At 44.0% G+C, this 19,343-nt stretch carries 21 protein-coding genes; 13 read left to right on the forward strand and 8 right to left on the reverse strand.

Translation table 11 applies throughout. The features are described 5' to 3' along the window. Positions 1-25: 25 nt before the first annotated feature. Genes C7Y66_RS12780 through C7Y66_RS12790 form a run of 3 tightly spaced genes read right to left on the reverse strand, consistent with a single transcriptional unit; the run spans position 26 to position 2,866 of the window. On the reverse strand, positions 26-571 hold the full coding sequence (locus C7Y66_RS12780; protein WP_233222656.1) for an acyltransferase: 546 nt from the start codon (positions 569-571) through the stop codon (positions 26-28). 47 nt (positions 572-618) lie between these two features. Next, positions 619-1,998, reverse strand: a complete 1,380-nt coding sequence (locus C7Y66_RS12785; RefSeq protein WP_106545865.1) for an ABC transporter ATP-binding protein — start codon at positions 1,996-1,998, stop codon at positions 619-621. Positions 1,999-2,017: 19 nt separating this feature from the next. After that, positions 2,018-2,866 (reverse strand): ABC transporter permease, encoded by an 849-nt coding sequence (locus C7Y66_RS12790; RefSeq protein WP_370143938.1) that lies wholly within the window; start codon positions 2,864-2,866, stop codon positions 2,018-2,020. A 449-nt stretch (positions 2,867-3,315) separates the two neighbouring features. On the opposite strand from C7Y66_RS12790, the gene C7Y66_RS31060 reads away from it, so the two are divergent. The 4 genes from C7Y66_RS31060 to chlG all read left to right on the forward strand — a co-directional run bounded on the left by C7Y66_RS31060 (position 3,316) and on the right by chlG (position 6,101). Next, complete coding sequence (locus C7Y66_RS31060) at positions 3,316-3,471, forward strand: hypothetical protein (RefSeq protein ID WP_158265914.1); 156 nt, start codon at positions 3,316-3,318, stop codon at positions 3,469-3,471. Between the two features lie 146 nt (positions 3,472-3,617). After that, positions 3,618-3,809, forward strand: coding sequence for a DUF2862 domain-containing protein (locus tag C7Y66_RS12795; protein WP_015157157.1), 192 nt, complete (start codon positions 3,618-3,620; stop codon positions 3,807-3,809). A gap of 80 nt (positions 3,810-3,889) precedes the next feature. Next, positions 3,890-4,984 (forward strand): ArsA family ATPase, encoded by a 1,095-nt coding sequence (locus C7Y66_RS12800; RefSeq protein ID WP_106545866.1) that lies wholly within the window; start codon positions 3,890-3,892, stop codon positions 4,982-4,984. A gap of 64 nt (positions 4,985-5,048) precedes the next feature. Next, the gene (gene chlG, locus C7Y66_RS12805; protein WP_106545867.1) at positions 5,049-6,101 is read left to right on the forward strand and encodes a chlorophyll synthase ChlG; all 1,053 of its coding nucleotides are present in this window, start codon (positions 5,049-5,051) and stop codon (positions 6,099-6,101) included. A 39-nt stretch (positions 6,102-6,140) separates the two neighbouring features. Here the strand turns inward: chlG and C7Y66_RS12810 are convergent, their stop codons facing one another. Continuing rightward, positions 6,141-6,635: a DUF4385 domain-containing protein gene (locus C7Y66_RS12810; protein ID WP_106545868.1), complete on the reverse strand. Its 495-nt coding sequence runs from the start codon at positions 6,633-6,635 to the stop codon at positions 6,141-6,143. A 260-nt stretch (positions 6,636-6,895) separates the two neighbouring features. On the opposite strand from C7Y66_RS12810, the gene speB reads away from it, so the two are divergent. From speB to C7Y66_RS12835, 5 genes are all read left to right on the forward strand, one after another. Continuing rightward, on the forward strand, positions 6,896-7,828 hold the full coding sequence (speB, locus tag C7Y66_RS12815) for an agmatinase (RefSeq protein WP_106545880.1): 933 nt from the start codon (positions 6,896-6,898) through the stop codon (positions 7,826-7,828). Between the two features lie 181 nt (positions 7,829-8,009). Beyond that, positions 8,010-8,555, forward strand: coding sequence for a thioredoxin family protein (locus C7Y66_RS12820; RefSeq protein WP_106545869.1), 546 nt, complete (start codon positions 8,010-8,012; stop codon positions 8,553-8,555). A 63-nt stretch (positions 8,556-8,618) separates the two neighbouring features. Beyond that, a complete protein-coding gene (gene pyrH, locus C7Y66_RS12825) occupies positions 8,619-9,347 on the forward strand; it encodes a UMP kinase (RefSeq protein ID WP_106545881.1) in 729 nt (242 codons plus the stop codon). Beyond that, the gene (gene frr, locus C7Y66_RS12830) at positions 9,334-9,882 is read left to right on the forward strand and encodes a ribosome recycling factor (protein ID WP_106545870.1); all 549 of its coding nucleotides are present in this window, start codon (positions 9,334-9,336) and stop codon (positions 9,880-9,882) included. Before pyrH ends, frr begins: the two co-directional genes overlap by 14 nt. Before the next feature lie 153 nt (positions 9,883-10,035). After that, positions 10,036-11,169: a geranylgeranyl reductase family protein gene (locus tag C7Y66_RS12835; protein WP_106545871.1), complete on the forward strand. Its 1,134-nt coding sequence runs from the start codon at positions 10,036-10,038 to the stop codon at positions 11,167-11,169. An 80-nt stretch (positions 11,170-11,249) separates the two neighbouring features. On the opposite strand, the gene C7Y66_RS12840 is transcribed toward C7Y66_RS12835, so the two are convergent. Together C7Y66_RS12840 and C7Y66_RS12845 are read right to left on the reverse strand one after the other, a co-directional pair. Further along, positions 11,250-12,035 (reverse strand): RDD family protein, encoded by a 786-nt coding sequence (locus C7Y66_RS12840; RefSeq protein ID WP_106545872.1) that lies wholly within the window; start codon positions 12,033-12,035, stop codon positions 11,250-11,252. Positions 12,036-12,081: 46 nt separating this feature from the next. After that, the gene (locus C7Y66_RS12845; RefSeq protein ID WP_106545873.1) at positions 12,082-12,924 is read right to left on the reverse strand and encodes a hypothetical protein; all 843 of its coding nucleotides are present in this window, start codon (positions 12,922-12,924) and stop codon (positions 12,082-12,084) included. A gap of 331 nt (positions 12,925-13,255) precedes the next feature. Between C7Y66_RS12845 and C7Y66_RS12850 the strand changes: the two genes are divergently transcribed. From C7Y66_RS12850 to C7Y66_RS12860, 4 genes are all read left to right on the forward strand, one after another. Continuing rightward, complete coding sequence (locus tag C7Y66_RS12850; RefSeq protein WP_106545874.1) at positions 13,256-14,209, forward strand: stage II sporulation protein M; 954 nt, start codon at positions 13,256-13,258, stop codon at positions 14,207-14,209. Between the two features lie 239 nt (positions 14,210-14,448). Continuing rightward, entirely contained in the window at positions 14,449-16,452 is a 2,004-nt protein-coding gene (locus tag C7Y66_RS12855) for an amylo-alpha-1,6-glucosidase (RefSeq protein WP_106545875.1), read from the forward strand. 27 nt (positions 16,453-16,479) lie between these two features. Beyond that, entirely contained in the window at positions 16,480-16,632 is a 153-nt protein-coding gene (locus tag C7Y66_RS31065; protein WP_158265915.1) for a hypothetical protein, read from the forward strand. Between the two features lie 191 nt (positions 16,633-16,823). After that, positions 16,824-17,894: a hypothetical protein gene (locus C7Y66_RS12860; RefSeq protein ID WP_106545876.1), complete on the forward strand. Its 1,071-nt coding sequence runs from the start codon at positions 16,824-16,826 to the stop codon at positions 17,892-17,894. 6 nt (positions 17,895-17,900) lie between these two features. Here C7Y66_RS12860 and C7Y66_RS12865 read toward each other — a convergent pair whose 3' ends face one another. Together C7Y66_RS12865 and C7Y66_RS12870 are read right to left on the reverse strand one after the other, a co-directional pair. After that, entirely contained in the window at positions 17,901-18,320 is a 420-nt protein-coding gene (locus C7Y66_RS12865; protein ID WP_106545877.1) for an EVE domain-containing protein, read from the reverse strand. A gap of 151 nt (positions 18,321-18,471) precedes the next feature. Then, positions 18,472-19,343: OB-fold nucleic acid binding domain-containing protein (locus tag C7Y66_RS12870; RefSeq protein WP_233222662.1), on the reverse strand; the 872-nt coding region annotated here is incomplete at its 5' end.

Here is a 19,343-nt window from a genome sequence, read left to right on the forward strand (position 1 = left end):
TAACTCTGAGATTAACCTACTATTTCTAGCTTAATTTTTTTGGATCTAACAACTCATCCGTAGGCGCGATTGTTTTGACTATTTTTGCCGGAACTCCCGCCACAATTTGATAGCTGGGAACATCGCCTTTGACAACTGCACCTGCTGCAACTACAGAATGCTTGCCAATCTTGCAAGGACCAATGACTGTAACGTTGCTAGCTATCCACACTCCCTCCTCAATCGCAATATCATTTCCTTCAATCGGAAAATCATACATTCTGGCTTTACCAAACTTGTTGTAATCGTGGGTTCCAGTAATCAAGCTCACGTTATGACCGAAAAAAACATCTTCTCCTATGCATATAGTGCCAGAAGATAAGTTAAATAGAGCATTATTGACCACACACGATGCCGATAGTTTAAGTCTTTGGGGATCGCCATAAACTAAATAATGATTCAATTGCACTTGCTCGATGCATTTCTCTAAATCGGCTTGAGATAACTTTCGATCCAAATAACTATCAATTTGTTCTTGCCAATCGCCTGGAGCTAGCTTTTGACTTAAATAATTATCTATCCACGCTTTCATCCAATTTTCTAATCTGGATTTTAAAAATTTACGATTTAAAAAATAATTTAAAAATTTATCGATTGTCCCGTACATGCGAGTTCCTCACATAGTCTGATCTGCCTACCTGCGACTTGGAATACACCATCGACGAAATCATTGACTGCTGCTTGGATGGTAGTCGCATTTTGAATCCAGTCGAGCATCTCTAAATTTTCGTGAGGACCATCGCCAAAGGCAATATCAAAGGCATAGCTACCTCCGGCGAGGTGGGGCCAAATAAACTCGAATTCGACTGTAGCTCTACCAATTTCCGATTTTGATAACCAGTAATCGGCAAATTCTTTATCTAAAAGTTCGGTACTCCAACCTGAAAGTACGGTTCGCAATCGATCTAATAGAGCAATGCCAACGTTAGGTTTTCTGACGATATCGTGTCTAAATGTGGTAATTCTGACTTTAACAATGTCGCCGGGATAAACTAATTGAATCGGGCGATCGTTTGCTCCTAACAAACAAACATCTTCTATTTCTGCTCGTCCCGTACCAAATCTTTCATAATTAGCAAACGATAAAAACTTTTTATTAGTAAAAGGATTAATTTCTTTAATTGTTATTTTCTTGATGTCGATATTTTCATCATTCTGATTGTTAATAGCTATACTATGGGGAACATCTGGGCGATCGTGGAGGTGTGAAGCAGTCCGTTTGTTCACCTCTTCGTGTACCCAAGCTTGATAATGCTTGCAGACTTCCGCTGGTTTACCGCTATCGACAACGATCCCTTGATTCATCCAAAGCGCTTTTGTGCAAAGGCGCGAGACTGCCCCCACGTCGTGAGATACATATAAAATTGTCCCACCATTATCTTGAAATTCCCGAATTTTTGCCATACACCGATGTACGAACACGCCGTCTCCTACAGCTAGTGCTTCATCCACAATTAAAATTTCGGGATTGACATTAATCGCGACAGCAAAAGCTAAGCGGACAAACATGCCACTAGAATAGGTTTTGACGGGTTGTTCCATAAACTCGCCAATCTCTGCAAAAGAAACAATCTCATCAAACTTAGCTTCTATTTCTGTTCTACTTAAACCTAGAATCTGTCCGTTGAAAAAGACATTTTGCCGTCCGGTAAACTCAGGATTAAATCCACTCCCTAACTCAAGTAAAGCTGAAACTCGACCGCTAACATAAACTTCACCTGTTGTAGGTGTTAGCGTTCCAGCAATAACTTGCAATAAGGTACTTTTACCAGAGCCATTTTGACCGATAATTCCTACAGTTTCTCCTTTTGTTACCTCTAGGCTGATATCTTTTAACGCCCAGAATTCTTGGGCGCGGCTCTTGCCAGGTAATAAAATCTCTTTGAGTCGATCTATCGGGCGGTTGTAACACCTGTAGCACTTAGAGACTTGTTTTACGAAAATTGCAATCTCACTCATCACACGCTGCTAGGCAAAACTAGAGGACATCGGCAAAAGCTGGACGTAACTTCTTGTATACCCAAAAGCCACCTGCGAATACAACTATAGAAACTATGCCAGCAATTGCCCACTCTCCCCAATGCTTCACTTCTCCCACTAACACCAAGCCTCGATAAGTTTCCGCAATTGTTGCCATTGGATTTAACCAGAATACCCAGTCTCTAATTTGAGGTGGAATAAGAGATTCGGGATAAACAATTGGCGCTAAATATAACCAGATATTTAAAACAACGGCTAGAGTTTGAGGAATGTCTCGCAAAAAGACTGTGAGTCCTGCGGCAATATACGCTAGTCCTGATGTAAATAGTATTTGAGTCAGCCAAAGCAAAGGTAGCAGCAATAGCGTGATGTGGATCGTTTTTGTGGTGACTGCTACTAAAAAAATCAATGCCATTAAACCAAACGTACTTTCTACAAATGCAGATAGCACTGGTACTAAAGGCAGGAGAGACAAAGGAAAAACAACTTTCTTAACTAGGTTAGTATTGTTGACAACTGAGTTTGAAGATTGTAACAGTCCGTTGGTAAAAGCTATCCAAGGCAACAATCCAGCAAACAACCACAAACCAAATGTCAAACTATTATTTTCTGGTAGCCCTTTTAAGTTAAGCCTGACCTTCATCACAATTGAGAATACATAAGTGTAAATTAGTAATTGTGAAAGTTGGTTTAACAAGGGCCATATGTTCCCTAAAATCGATCCTTTATACCGCGCATCTAAGTCACGCTGCACTAGAGTCCTAAGCAGGTAGATTTTTGTCCATAATTGAGGCTTAACTAACAGCGATCGCTTCAGCTCTTTAACTAAATTTTTAACTAGATAAATAACTTCTTTTACCGAACGCCGATGGATGTTCCCTTGCAGCAAGCCTGTAGCGATTGGTAGGAGTCCCAAAACGATGAGCGCAATCCTAATCTGGCGTAATAGAGGAGCATTAATTAGGTCATAGTAGCCTAACATGCCGATCGCGAGAGCGATGGCGATCGCAACTTTGCCGCTTGCCAGCAAAACATGGCTTTTTTTCCTGCTAGCAATTGGCGGGAGCAGGAACAAATAACCTCCTCTGTAGGCTAAAGTCGCCTCTAGTAAGATAGCTATTCCTAGAATCAAACCGAGCAGTGGAGTTAGCATTAAGCCCAAGCTATAGGAGTTTTGACAACACTAGAATAAAAAATTTGCTTGACAGCAACATCAGCCTTTAAATTGCGTTAGCTACGCTCAAAGCAAAAGTTGCCTTCGCCGAGATCGTTCTGATGACTAACGAATAAGACCAAATGAAGCATGAATTAGTTTCCCACAAAAAGTTACAAGATACTCTTTCACACCGTCGTTTCAAAGTCAAGTCAGTTGTCAGGGAGCGCACGAGCAGTGAAGAAAGGGTGTGGGGAGAATTCGGAATTCGGAATTCGGAATTCGGAATTCGGAATTAATGCGGGAATTTTGAATTGCTCCTCAGCTTCCTCAGCTCCCTCAGCTCCCTTGTCCCCCTTGTCCCTGACTCCCGACTTCCCATGTCCCAGAAAGCGCCCAATTCAGCTACACTGATTCATGGTTCGTGACGAATTGCAGTACTGGAATGGAAATCGGACAGAAAGTTAAAGTATATCGCCTGAGAGATAGAGTATCTCCCCCCGTTGTCAAGCGACTCGGACAAGTCGGTACTGTCAAGGGTTTTAGAATGACTGACGGTAGCGGCGTTGGTGTTGTAGTGCAGTTTGATGACAACTATAGCACCTGGTTTTTTGAAGACGAAATTAAACCTACGTGACTGGGAAGATGTCTGGAAGGGTTTTCGTGAGGGAAACTTGACCAGACATAACTTATTTGCACTCATCAGGAAAGCAAACAATGCCCCTCATTTTGACATTTTTGGGCAAGGGTGGGACTGGACGCACGACGATCGCGATCGCAGCTGCCAAGCGTCTAGCAAGTCAAGGACAGCGCGTTCTCTTGGCAACAGATGACAATCAACCAGGATTAGGGTTGTTATTAGATACGTCCCTAGCAGCTGAACCCCAAGCAGTAGCAACAAACCTGCAAGTCGTCCAGTTAAAAACTTCGACTTTGTTGGAACGCAACTGGGATGAGGTGAAAAAACTAGAGGCGCAGTATCTCCGCACGCCCATAATTAAGGATGTCTACGGACAAGAATTGGTCGTGTTGCCAGGAATGGATAAAGCATTGGTACTCAACGCTCTGCGAGAGTATGATGCTAGCGGCAAGTATGACGCGATCGTGTTTGACGGTAGCGGTGACTCGTCGATGCTGCGGGTGTTGGGAATGCCAGAAAGTCTCAGCTGGTATGCCCGTCGCTTTGGTAAGTTGATAACAGATTCCGACTTGGGGAGAACGGTATCGCCGTTTCTCCAGCCCCTCCTAGCCAGTATCTTTAATGTCAGTTGGACTGGTGACACCTTTTCCCAACCGACGAGTAAAGTTACGAACATCCTAGAGCAGGGAAAAGCTGCCCTTGCCGATCCGAAACGCCTTGCAGCTTATTTAGTCGTGAATGACAATCCGGCAAGTATGGCAACAGCACGTTATTTGTGGGGGAGTTCTCAGCTAATCGGCTTAACCATAGCAGGTGCGATCGCCAATCAAATGACTGCGACAGAAGCCCTTCAGTCTGAGTTTTCGCCTTTACCTGTCAATAGCGTTCCGACTGCGACTCCTGGCGACTGGCAATCCCTCATGGATGCTTTACCAGATTTTACCCAACCTGCACCAGCTCCCAAACCCCTAGAAATTGACGTAGCAGCACGTCAAGTTCGCGTCTTTTTACCAGGATTTGATAAGAAGCAAGTCAAGCTGACTCAATCGGGCGGTGAAATTACTATAGAAGCAGGCGATCATCGTCGCAATATTATCCTTCCCCCAGGTTTGAGCGGCAAAACTGTAACTGGTGCAAAATTCCAGCAGGGCTATTTGATCGTATCTTTGTAATTATGAGTAATAAGGACGCACAGCCGTGCGCCCTTATTACCACGACTCCCTACTCCCTATTTTTATGTCAGATCCAACTCCCTCTTCTGCGTTTCCAAATAGTAATTCAGAGCAGGCTGCTGAGCAAATTGGGTCTGCTACCAATCCTGTTGCTAGTTTACAAAGCGATCGCAGCGGTAGAACTAGGCAGCTACTAGGCATGAAAGGTGCAAGTCCTGGCGAAAGTTCAATTTGGAAAATTCGCCTGCAATTGATGAAGCCGATTACCTGGATTCCCTTGATGTGGGGTGTCATTTGTGGGGCGGCTTCTTCGGGGCAGTATACTTGGACGTTGGAACATGTTTTAATTGCTGCTGCTGCTATGTTGCTGGCGGGACCTTTGTTGACGGGTTATACCCAAACCCTAAATGATTTCTACGATCGCGAAATCGACGCAATCAACGAACCCTATCGTCCGATTCCCTCTGGGGCAATTTCCGTTCCCCAAGTCGTGAGCCAAATTATTGTGCTGCTGGTGGCTGGTTTGGGAGTTGCTTTTGCTTTAGATCTGTGGGCGGGACATCAATTTCTCACAATTACAGCGCTGGCAATTGGCGGTTCTTTCCTAGCGTATATCTATTCAGCTCCACCGCTAAAACTGAAGCAGAATGGTTGGTTAGGTAATTATGCTTTGGGAGCTAGCTATATTGCCTTACCCTGGTGGACTGGTCATGCTTTATTTGGCGATCTCAACTGGACGATCGCAATTTTGACGCTGATCTACAGCATGGCAGGCTTGGGAATTGCTGTGGTAAATGATTTTAAGAGTGTAGAAGGCGATCGCCAATTAGGGTTAAAATCTTTGCCAGTCATGTTTGGTATTTCTAAAGCAGCTTGGATTTGCGTTTTGGCAATCGACATTTTTCAGATGGGAATTGCGGCATATTTAGTTAGTGTTGGTCAGAACTTGTATGCGACCATTCTCATCTTTTTAGTCATTCCGCAGATCGTATTTCAGGACATGTATTTCTTGCGCGATCCGCTAAAAAATGATGTCAAATATCAGGCAAGCGCTCAACCATTTTTAGTATTAGGAATGCTCGTGACTGGCTTAGCACTAGGTCATGCTGGTATTTAAGCTAGGTAGGGTGGGCATTGCCCACCTTACAAAAATTACTTAACCTTCATACATCTGTTTGTGCTTTGCCATTAGCTGCAAGTACTTCTCATCTGTCTTAGCTTGCACCCATTTTTCCTTAAAAATTGCCGCAGACTCAGCTTTAATCGGATCGACTTCATAAGGCAAAATATCCTTTCTTGCCTGAAGCTGCGCATCTGGAGAAGTAACTTTTTGAGGATTGCTTTTATATTTTCTCCCACTTTTATGATTTGCATAACGACGCGATCGCGTGTAGCCCATTTGTAAAAACTTTCGCGCCATATCCGCACCAACAAAATCACCTTCTGCTAAATAATTTAGAAATAATTCATATATTTTTTGGCTGGATTCTTTAGCGATATCGGGAGTCTTAAATCGCCAGTACGGTAAGATTTCTGATTTATATGGTTCAACTAAAAGAACTCCTTGTTCGCCTTTACCTACTCGATACAACTCTGGGTGCTGGCGAAAATCTATGGTTTTAAAATCTAGAGAATAATCGAAAGCAGTCATATTTCGATTTTTATAAATGACTTCATGTAAGTTATAGCTGCCATGTGTCATTTGTCATGAGTCATTAGTAAGGCATGGCGTTGCTTTAGCTAAAGATGGGCATAGCTTAACACCTCGATTGCGTGCGTGACATTTGTAGGGGCGCACAGCTGTGCGCCCCTACAGATCGTGTGTTTACCCAATCGAAAACCGCTATCAAATCGCTACTTTTAGCGGGAGTGTGTCAGGATCGTGATGTTGCAATTCCTCGATCGCCGTTTATGCTAACTCAAACAGATACTTCTGTCATTCCCTTTCTCGGTGCTGATGTCGCAGCAAGTTACGATGCTGCTAAAGTCGTTGTCCTACCGATTCCCTACGAAGCAACAACAACCTATCGCCGTGGCTGCGAAAATGGTCCCGATGCCATTCTGGAAGCTTCCCAGCAAGTGGAATACTACGATGAAGAACTCGACTGGGAGATCGGCTGCGATGTCGGTATTTATACGTACCCTTCAATTGCCGATACTCGCGATCGCCAAGTTTCAGCAGAAGAGATGCTGAAAGCCACTCAAGAAACAGTTTACCAGCTAATTCAAGATAATAAATTTGTCATTGCTTTGGGTGGCGAACATAGCATTACGACAGGTGTTGTTGAGGCATATCGCCAAGCCTATCCAGACGAACCTTTTACCGTAGTGCAAATTGACGCTCACGGCGATCTGCGCCATGAATATGAAGGCTCGATCCACAATCATGCTTGTATTATGCGGCGAGTTGTTGATATGGGTTTACCAACCGTCCAAATTGGGATTCGAGCAATTTGCAAAGAAGAAGCCGAACTGATTAAAGCGAAAAATCTGACTGTATTTCGCGCCAGAGAAATTGCTAATCAACCCGATTGGATTGAAAAAGCGATCGCGTCTATTCCGACTCAAAAAGTCTTTCTGACTATCGATCTAGACGGGATCGATCCAACTTTGATTCCAGGGGTTGGGACTCCCGAACCAGGCGGTCTGAACTGGTATGCTCTGCTTTCCTTCTTGAGAAAAGTCATTGAAAAACATCAAGTCCTTGGCTTGGATATTATGGAATTAGCACCAGTTGCCGATTCAGTAGTTTCACAGTTCACGGCAGCGAAATTAGCGTATAAACTAATCGGTTATCAAGCATTAGTTCAGGACTGGAAAAGTAACTATAGCACTTCTAGATGAATCGTGAAATCGATTGTCCGTGTAGAGACGCTACATGTAACGTCTCTCCGCGGGAAACATTAACACATCAATTTGAACTGCTATGTTTAGTAGTTAATAGTTAATGATTTCTATTTGATGAATTATTAACTATTAACCGACGTTTAGATTAGTCATAAAGACATTTTTTATTTCAAAAGTAATGATTATTCAAACTAACATTCAACCTCCTAAAGTGCGCTATGCACCCGATTTTGAATTACGTGGTATAGATACTCAAGTCCACCACCTAGCCCGATATTTAGAGAATTTTCAAGCTGTGGGTGTTGTATTTATGAGCCATAGTTGCGATTACGTGCAGTCATATATTGAAAGATTAAAAATAATCCAAATAGAATTGCAAGACCAAGGTTTTACTTTAATTGGGATTAATGCCAATCAGAATCTCGAAGATCGTTTCGAGCAAATGAAAAACTTTGCCAACTACTATCAACTGAATTTTCCCTATCTCTGGGACTCTACCAGAGACGTAACGGAAAGTTTCGGGGCAAAAACAACACCAATGTCTTTTTTGATCGATACCGAAGGCTGCATTCGCTACCAAGGAGCGATCGACGATCGCCCCGCAGAACCAGCAGCAGTAAAACAGCCTTATTTACGCAAAGCTATTTTGGAATTGCTACAAGGACAACCCATTTCAATTGCTACTACAGAAACCATTGGCTGTACTCTGCAATGGGGAAACTAGAGACAGAGTTGCCCTCTACTGCTATCTTTAATGGGAGGCGAATATGAATTAAATTTCAGTTGTATGTTGAAACCTTACAAACGAGTTTTGCTCAAGCTCAGTGGCGAAGCTCTGATGGGTAACTTGGGTTATGGGATTGACCCAGGTGTAGTCGAAGGAATCGCAGGTGAAATCGCAGAAGTTGTTGCCCTTGGCGTGCAAGTCGCTGTTGTCGTAGGTGGTGGCAACATTTTTCGCGGTGTCAAAGCATCCGCATCTGGTATGGATCGAGCGACCGCTGACTATATCGGGATGATTGCTACCGTGATGAATTCCCTCACGTTGCAAGATTCGTTAGAACGCAATGGGGTACAGACGCGGGTACAAACTGCGATCGCCATGCAAGAAGTTGCAGAACCATATATTCGCCGTCGCGCCATCCGCCATTTAGAAAAAGGCAGGGTGGTGATTTTTGGTGCGGGTTCGGGTAATCCTTTCTTTACTACCGATACGACTGCTGCTTTGAGAGCGGCAGAAATAGATGCTGAGGTAATTTTTAAAGCAACGAAGGTAGACGGGGTTTACGATGCCGATCCTCATCTCAATCCAAACGCAAAACGCTATCAAAGCTTGACATACGGTCATGTCTTGGCTCAAGACTTACGGGTAATGGATAGTACCGCGATCGCCTTGTGCAAGGAGAACAACATCCCTATTCTGGTATTTGACCTCACGGTGAGAGGTAATATTCGCCGCGCTGTGATAGGAGAATCTATAGGGACGCTTGTGGGAGGTTTTTGTGAAGTTAGCTGAAGCTGAAAGTACAATGCAAAAAACCGTTGAGGCAACTCAACGCTCTTTTAATACTATCCGTACTGGTCGTGCTAATGCCAGCCTGCTCGACCGCGTGATGGTGGAATACTATGGTTCCCCTACATCTTTAAAATCGCTAGCTAGCATTAGTACCCCTGATGCAACTACGATTACAATTCAACCTTTCGATCGCAGCACGCTTAATTCGATTGAAAAAGCTATTTCCATGTCAGATGTGGGGTTAACTCCTAATAATGATGGTTCTGCAATTCGATTAAATATTCCTCCGTTGACTAGCGAACGCCGCAAAGAATTTATCAAACTAGCGGCAAAGTATGCTGAAGAGGGTAAAGTTGCCATTCGTAATATTCGCCGCGATGCGCTGGAGACGATTCGTAAACAAGAGAAAAGTAGTGAAGTGACTGAGGACGAAGCGCGAGATCTGCAAGACCAATTGCAAAAGTTGACCAATAAGTATATCGAGCGAATTGAGGAATTGCTAGCAGAGAAGGACAAAGAGATTTCGACCGTGTAGCTTGCCTCAAACAGACCAGGTTGTACCTGGTCTGGCTGCTTATTTTTATTTTTATGTGAGTTTTTGTATGGGAAGCGGGCAAAATTAGGTAAAGTTTTGTAAGGCTATCCGCCTTGATGTAGAGATAACCCATAGGAGTTAAATTGTAGTCTTATGTATGATTGCATCATCGTTGGTGCTGGTCCAGGTGGAGGATCGGCAGCCTATCATCTAGCGAAACAGGGGCGTTCGGTTTTAGTTTTAGAGAAAGAATCGCTACCACGCTATAAACCTTGTGGGGGAGGCGTATCGCCTGAAGTTGCCAAATGGTTTGATTTTGATTTTTCTCCAGCGATTTCGGTAAAAGTTAATACCATTCGCTACACCTGGAAAATGGACGACCCCGTACAGGCTGAGTTACGCACGCCAGAACCGATGTGGATGGTGCGACGGGACGTATTCGACCACTTCTTGATTCAGCAGGCACAAAAACAAGGGGCAGAACTGCGGGATAGTACGGAAGTGAACGGAATTGAATTTAAAGGCGATCGCTGGTACGTTAAAACTGCAAACCAAGTGTTTGAAGGACGCTATCTAATTGCAGCTGACGGCGCAAAAGGACCAATGGCGAAGTGGTTGGGCTTCAAAGAACGCAAGCGCCGCTTGGGTGGTGCTTTAGAAGCAGAAGCCCCCGCCAAGGTGGATGATAGTAACATTGCCCACTTTGAATTTGGGATGGTGAAAAACGGCTATATCTGGAATTTCCCCAAAGCTGACGGCTATTCTATTGGTATCGGCACGTTTCGAGGCGGAGAAGGACAGGACTTTAAACAAATTTTGAGCGAATATGCCACTTTATTTGGCATTGATGTCAAGACTTGCAGACAATACGGTCATCCTCTCTGTTTGTGGGATGGAACGCAAAAACTCCATACTCAAAATGCCATTCTCGCTGGGGAAGCGGCTTGTGTCGTCGATCCATTCACTGCTGAGGGTATTCGTCCCTCAATCTTTACCGGAGTCAAAGCCGCAGCTGCGATCGATCGCGCGCTTGCAGGCGATATCAATGCCTTAGAACAATATACCGACACCATTAACGAAGAATGGGGTAGCGATATGGCTTGGGCGCAAAAACTAGCAGGTGTATTCTACCGCATTCCTGGTATTGGCTATAAAGTTGGTGTCAAGCGCCCCTCTGCGACTCAGCGCATGGGACAAATTTTGTGTGGCGAGTTGAGCTATGGCGACGTAGCAAATCGTGCCTTAAAGCGTCTCAGTGGTAGTCTGATTCCTGGTATGGGTGGTTAACATTTTTATTTAGAGACGTTGTCATCCAAATTCAGAAATTAACCGGGCGATCATCAGTAGGGGCGCACAGCTGTGCGCCCCTACTGACGATCCTGCTGGTATGCTAGATACACTGCTTCTAAAAATGTATCAGGCTTGACAGCTTGAGGTAATTTTTCCAGGGCAATAATTTTTTTCGTTTGTTTAGCAAGTTCTAAACTCAGTTGCTCTTTAGCCTGTTTGGACATTACCTTGCGTCGTTGTAAATATTCGCGAATTACGGCAAAATCATCGGGTAAAAGTTGCGAAAAATCGGCTTCAGATTGCAATAACTGCGACATCAGATCGTGGGCTGCATCTGAAATGGAAAAGTTTGCAGATGTATGGGAAATTTCAGTTTGAATGACAATTGTACCTGCAACTAGATCGCCTAAACGTTTCTCGCGCTGACCAAACATAATTAAAAATGCACCGAGAAATAAGATATCGTCAAAAGGTCGCAGGAGCGATCGCAATATTGCTTGTTGAATGCTGACAAGTCTACCATCATCTCTGACGACGCGAATTTTAGCAAAACGTTTGCCTGGGGTTTGTCCTTGCCATAGAGTTTCAAATAGGACAAAGTAACCCGTATATAAAAAGAATGTTACTAAAAAGGCGATCGCTAGCATCCATAAGCCAACATCTGCATTCCGAAATATTCTGCTCCAGGCTTCTACAACTTGATAAGCAATAAAACTCCAAATAAATAAGAATCCAACGATGAGAAAGGTGAGAATATGGTAGTCGATTAACAATGCCCAGGCGCGGCTACCAATTCCTGCTAACGTGAATTCTAGTTCGACACTTTCGGGGGTTTGGTGGGTAATGCGGTTGAAAAAATGCATATTTGGTAGTTGGTAGTTGGTGGTTGCTATTACCCATCACTGAAATTTAGACATCGCGATCGCGTAATTTCAATCCTAGTCCTTCTCCTCGTGTCCGTAAGTCATAGTACACAACAGCTTTAATAACTTGCCAAAATGGCATAATTAAAATTCCTCCGGCAAAGCTTAGAACCCAAGAAATTAGATACACAATTGTGTAGGCAGTGGAGCCTTGTTCGAGACGTAACAAAAATATTTGAGGAATGTAGCTAGACACAGCTAAAATTGGAAATGTAACAATAAAAGTTATTAAAACAATTCCTTGAATGCGCCATATAAATGTTTGAGTTAAATTCCAACTTCTGCTGATACTCTGTGCGCCATTAATACTTTCTTCAACTGCTAGCGGTACTTCAGAGATAAACCAACGAGAGTATAACCATATTAGTCCAAATAATAAACTGCCAAGAAGAGCAACTACCACTAAACCAACAGCAATTGTACTACCTAGTTCGCCAAGAATTAAACGTAACAAAAATCCTAAAAATAAAACAGCTATAGTACCGATAATTGTGCCTGCAATAGCAAATCCTATATAAGCTAAGAACACGAAAATACCAACTCGGAGACCAACGAAAAAGAATGACCAAGTACGTGACTTAATATAGTTACGAGCAGTGCTAATACTTTCAGGTTGATTGACGAGTTCGCCAAAAGCCAAACGCGAAATCAGTCCAGCGATCGCGGCAAATTTTGCCCAGCCATAGATTGGAACTAAAACCCATAAATAAGCTTGTAAAGCTAACCTGAGATATCTTTTAAAATGAGATCTATACAGCCGTACTCCCGCAGTCACAACATTGCCGACATTCAACGGTTGCATCGAACTAGAAGAACTAAATTGAGACATGATGGCATTTTCCCCGATTTAAAGGTGAGATATAGCAGTTCTAAATGATTTGTAAAGTAGGCTTCTATCCTGCCGCAGGCTAGAAGCCCGATCCACGTTCATGAATCAAATAGGATTGCTATATGTAGCAATTTGTGCTGTCATGAATTTTTTCTAGTTGGTTATCATTGACCAATATCCATCGATCGCATCTACATCCCAATGACAAATGACCAATGACAAATGACAATTTTCACGAGTATTTCATGACTCAAACAGAATTACTATCTATAGTCTGCCCAAATTATTGCAGTTATCTTAAAGTAGCCAAGATCGACCTAGTTTAAAATTTATGAATGTTCAACGATGGATTGCTCGCCGAGAACCAAATTGGAAGCGTTTAGACGATTTATTAAGACAGGTTGAAAAAAAGGGGATAAAGGCACTTCACTCTAGTGAAATTAAAGAATTAGCCAGTTTGTATCGCTCTGTAGCCGCAGATTTAGCCCGCGCCCGGACTCAACAAGCTAGTCATATGATTATTCAAAATTTACAATCTTTAACAACTCGTAGCTATAACCAAATCTATCAAGGTTCGCGGCGACAGGAATGGCAAGCAGTATTAGACTTTTATCGCTGGGGTTTTCCTACCGCAATTCGGCATAATTTTGGTTGTATTGCCTTAGCTACAGGACTCTTTTTATTTGGTGGAATTGTAGCGTGGTGGTATGCGTGGCAAGACCCGACATTTCTATCATTAGTTGTACCCGATGATTTGATTAAAAAAGTCCAAGAAGATCGTCAATTGTGGATGGGTTCGATTGTTGGTGTCGAGCCACTGGCATCTACAAATATTATGACGAATAATATATCTGTTTCTTTCGCTGCTGTCTCTGGGGGAATTACCGCAGGATTATATACAACATTTCTACTAGTTTATAACGGTCTAAGTATAGGAGCAGTTGCAACTTTAGTCGGACAAAATAATTTAGCTTATCCCTTTTGGGCATTTGTATTTCCTCACGGCGCTTTAGAGTTACCCGCAATATTTTTTGCTGGTGGGGCAGGGTTTTTAATTGCTAGAGCAATTGTATTTCCTGGTAAATACAAACGGGGAGATGCCATAAAATTTTATGGCACTCAAGCCGCCCAGTTAGTACTGGGAATCGTTCCGATGTTAGTCATTGCCGGAATCATTGAAGGGTTTTTCTCTCCCAGTCCAATTGTTCCCTCACCTTTGAAATATCTGGCTGGAATTGGTTTGTTTGCGTTGTTGGTGATGTATTGTCAGCGGAAAAAAACATAATGATATTTGTAGGGGGCAGGGCGGGTTTACGGGAAAATTCTGTTTGAGTCAAAGTTAGTTGGTGAACCCGCCCCTACAACGTCTGCTCTCTAACACTCCTGTGTTCTTGTCTCAGCAATTTCTCAACAATTTATCACCCTTCACCCCTAACTTCTAATCCCCATCGACGATATATTATGGTTGCGGTGCATACTCAAACATAGTAGCGATCGCGCTTCAGTAGCAAGCAGTAGGTTGATATGGGGATTCAATTTGGGCGGGAAATCTGCGGCAACCTCGATATCGCGGAAACGCGAGAGTGGCTGGTGACAAACGGGATTGGCGGTTATGCCTCTGGTACGGTAGCGGGATTGCTGACTCGACGCTACCACGGGTTATTAGTCGCAGCCCTCAAACCGCCTTTGGGTCGCACGTTAATGTTAGCAAAGTTGGATGAAACGATTTTATATGGCGATCGCTTCTATCCTTTAAATACGAATCGCTGGGGGGATGGAATTGTCAGCCCTGAAGGTTATTTGTGTGTCGAGCAATTTTCTCTAGAAGGGACAGTCCCCGTTTGGCGATTTGCCTATGCTGATGCCCTGTTGGAAAAGCGGGTATGGATGCAGCAGGGAGCCAATACGACTTACATTCAGTATGCCTCAGTTCGCGCCACTGCACCGCTACAGTTGGGACTGAAAGCGATGGTTAATTATCGCGACTATCACGGCATTACTCAAGGTAACAGCTGGCAGATGGTATTAGATCCAGTCGATCTGGGAATTTGCGTTACCCCCTACCCTGGTGCTACACCCCTTTACTTGCTAGGTGATGGTGCAACGGCAACAATCGTTCACAACTGGTACTATGGCTTTGACTTAGCAGTAGAACGCTACCGAGGACTGAGCGATCGCGAAGACCACTTGCACGCAGCAACTTTTCAGGTGACGCTCAACCCTGGGGAATCTTTTACTTTTGTGGCGAGTACGGAAAGCCAACCAAATTTAGATGGCGCAGCAGCCTTGAAACTGCGTCACACCCAAGAACAAAAGCTACTCGGACAGTGGAAAGCCAGTCGTTCGATTAAAGCGAAAGAACCGCCGCAATGGATACATCAACTAGTTCTAGCTGCCGACCAGTTTATCGTCGATCGCCCCCTTGCCGACGAACCGCAGGGCAAAACGATTATTGCTGGTTATCCTTGGTTTAGCGACTGGGGACGCGACACGGCGATCGCCTTACCAGGTTTGACTCTTTGCACGGGGCGATCGGAAATTGCCCGTTATATTCTCCGTACCTTTGCTAAATATGTCGATCGCGGCACGATTCCCAACCGTTTTCCAGATGTGGGGGAAGCACCGGATTACAATACTGTTGATGCGACTTTGTGGTACTTTGAAGCAATTCGTGCCTACCACAGTGCTACAGAAGATGATGCCCTCATCCAAGAACTATTTCCAGTCCTAGCAGATATTATCGATTGGCACTGTCGCGGTACGCGCTACAACATCCATCTCGATGCCGCTGACGGACTGCTTTATGCTGGGGAAGAGGGATGGCAGTTAACCTGGATGGATGCCAAAGTTGGCGATTGGGTCGTCACACCTCGAATTGGTAAACCGATTGAGATCAACGCACTTTGGTACAATGCCGTGCGGAGTATGGCAAATTTTGCCCGTCGGCTAGGTAAGCCGCATCAAGAGTACGAGGCGATCGCCAACCGCACGCTAGCGAGGTTTTCTCGTTTCTGGAATCAAGATTTAGGCTACTGCTACGACGTACTAGATGGTCCTGATGGAGACGATCTATCCCTACGTCCTAACCAAATTTTTGCCGTCTCCTTACCCTTGGTGGGGGCGCAAGGCATTGCACCTTTACTTAATCCTACGCAGCAAAAAGGTGTTGTCGATGCTTGCGGACAGACATTATTGACTTCTTTCGGCTTGCGATCGCTTTCCCCCGAACATCCGCAATATCGAGGACGTTATGGTGGCGATCCACTGCAACGAGATAGCGCGTATCATCAGGGGACAACCTGGGGATGGTTAATTGGTGCATTTGTCTGTGCGCATTTGCGCGTTTATAAAAATCCCGTGCAGGCGCGTCAATTTCTCGAACCGATGGCAAATCACCTTTGCGATCGCGGTATTGGTAGTTTAAGCGAAATTTTTGACGGCGATGCGCCCATGACTCCACGCGGTTGCATTGCCCAAGCTTGGACTGTTGCAGAAGTTTTGCGGGCTTGGTTTGCTACGGAGGAATAGGGAGCAGTTATCAGTGACCAGTTATCAGTGACCAGTTACCAGCGATTGATTAATTCCGAATTGCGAATTGCGAATTCCTCTCACACCCCACACCCTTTCTTCACGCACTACGCACCACTTTCTTACCAACTACCAACTACCAATTACCCATTACCAACAACAGTACTAGTAAACGTGTAGCTTAGCGATCGCTGCGTGATGTTAAAGTAAAGACATTGAAACAATAGCAGCAATATTCACCGATTAATGATGAAGTTCTTGTCCCGCGATCGATCTCGCTCGGCGAACGGGATCGATCGCGGTTGAGGGCTAGCGGGTGTGTTATTTGTTTACGAATTCCTAACTTTACTGATGAAATGGGGTGCCTTCATATGCTCATCAGCTCAGATATTTCACAAAACCTAACCACTCAACAGCTTGTCAAAATTTGGGCAGAGCGATATAAGCCTCAAATCTCCTTCTCCGCGCAACATCATTTTGCCTCTGATGCTCTGCTTCACCTGATTTCGCCGGAGGGCAGACGTGAAACTGTTGCGAAGTTGCATCGATCGCTGATCGAGCTGAACTGCGAGTATGCTGCTAGTAAAGCGAGCGAACTGTATGAATGCATTCCATCGGCTACCAGTCCAAGTGAAGTTACCAGCATTGTGCAGTGTGCGGTTGAAATCTACTTAAATCTACTGGAGTTTTACAAGCAGCCATCGTACCTTCTCAGCGACACATTGCAGGGCGGCAAGGGCGATCGCGATCTGCGATTGGTTGGCTTGAGTAATACAGATCTGATCAAGCTAGCTAGCTTTATAGAACCACTGCTGCTAGAGTATCAAGAGCGTCATCAAATTTCTAATGATTGGGCGAAGCTAGGGTTTCTCACAACTAGCTTCAACTTTAGCAATGTGGCACTACTGGAAAATTTGAATGCTGCCGAGCAAATTTTTGTCAGACCTTACTTCAAGTTTCTAGAAGAGCAGGTAGCGTTGCCGTGGCTGCGCGTTTGCGAGGCAGCAAGTATGCACGATCTGAGTTCGCCTGCGTTTCAAGTGGTTCAACACATGCTACCAGAAGTCGAGGCGATTTCTCATCGGGTTTATATGAATCTCTTGCGACAGTTTCCCAAAACTAGCACACGGCGGGGAAGATTGGATCATCCTAGTGTGAAGCATTCGTGCCTCCGAGACTTAGATATGTTTCAAGCATACTTGTGGCTTTGCGTGTTGCAGGGTAACTTGGCTCCAATTGAAGATGAGCTAGTGCGTTTGTGTACGATGGTCATGCCACGGGTGGGTGCGACTTGGGAAATGACCGCTGTGTGGAACGTTCTATTAGTAGCAGAGATAATGAGTCGCACTTGGATGAGCGAGCAGAGATTTCTTAAGCCTTACACGAACGGGCTTATACGGGCATTCGAGCGATCGCAAAGTCTGTTTGTTGTAGAATCTTGACTAAAATCATCCTTTTAATTGATGGACTCGCTGCCATTCTTCCAGCGTGATTTTATAGTTAATCCCAGGAGCGCGAATTACAGGTAAATTGCTTAAAACGCGATCGTAAAGCAGTTCCGATCGCCTCAATGGTTGTCCTAACAATTTGCGAATACAACGAATTTTGACGTGAAGCTTACTATCAGCTTTACTAGAGTCGAGCCAATAGTCTTTATCAGGTAATTCTGTCAAAGCTTGTACGGGTTCGGCGACTTCGGCGATCGCATATATTCCCGCTTTTTCTCCTGCCATCCACACCAACACCCCATCACCTACAGCAATATCTTTGCTATAGCGAGTCACCCGCCACGGAATTGTTTCTAAATCCCGAATCGCATCTAAAATTCGGTAATATTTAGGGTTACCTTGAAATAGCCAGTAAGACATAAATTGGTAATTGGTAATTGGTAATTGGTAATTGGTAGTTGGCAATCGATGAGTGTTGAGTAGTGAGACAAGAGGCAAAAGAAAAACCTTGTAAATTCTAATTTTTAACTTTTGACTTTTCCCTTTTGACTTACTCATTACCTATTACCTATTACCCATTACCTACTAACAATGGTTGTACGTGCGCGGGAAATTTTGCAGTTCTAAGTGCTTCTACGGCGGTTCTACTATCTTGTACCCAATAACTACGACCGAGGCGCACTAATCGACGATTGCGGGCATCTTGAATAATAGCAAAAACTGGAATTTTTGCTTTTTCTTTCTCTTCTACTTGTTGCTGCAAAATTTCTTGTAAGCGATGCTGTTCTTGGATGTTTCCAGCTTGTAAGGGATCGAGTTCTACCATGACTAAACGGACGTTTTCTATTGGTTCCACATCTTCAATAATCATTTGTACTTTGTCGTCTCGCCGATCGACTTTACCCCAAACAATTAATCGCGTATCTGCTTCTAAAAGATGGGAAATGCGTTCGTAGGTTCTGGGAAAGACAACTGCTTCTGTCTGTCCGGTTAAGTCTTCTAGTTGTAAAATTGCCATGCGATCGCCTTTTTTCGTAGTCACGGGTTTCATGCTAGTTAGCATCACTACCGAACTCACAGAGGTTTCGCTATGGATATTTTCCAAATCGCTGAGGTTAATTGGAGACAAAATTTGTGCTGCTTGTCTAACTGCTTTGAGGGGATGATCGGAGACGTAAAAACCTAATAACTCTTTTTCTTTGCGTAACTTTTCTGATTGTTGAAAATCTGCGACTGGTGGTGCTTTGGGTGCAGAATCAAAGCTACTTTCTGACTGACTAGTATCCGTCAGTCCTCCCAAGTCAAATAAACTAAATTGACCGATCGCCCGATCTCTAGCACGAGATTGCGCCCAATCGTGGACTAGTTCTAAATCTTTTAATAATTGTTGACGATTTGGTTCGAGTTTATCGAATGCTCCACAATAAATGAGTGGTTCAATTG

Source organism: Chroococcidiopsis sp. CCALA 051, assembly GCF_003015105.1.
Classification (GTDB): domain Bacteria; phylum Cyanobacteriota; class Cyanobacteriia; order Cyanobacteriales; family Chroococcidiopsidaceae; genus Chroococcidiopsis; species Chroococcidiopsis thermalis.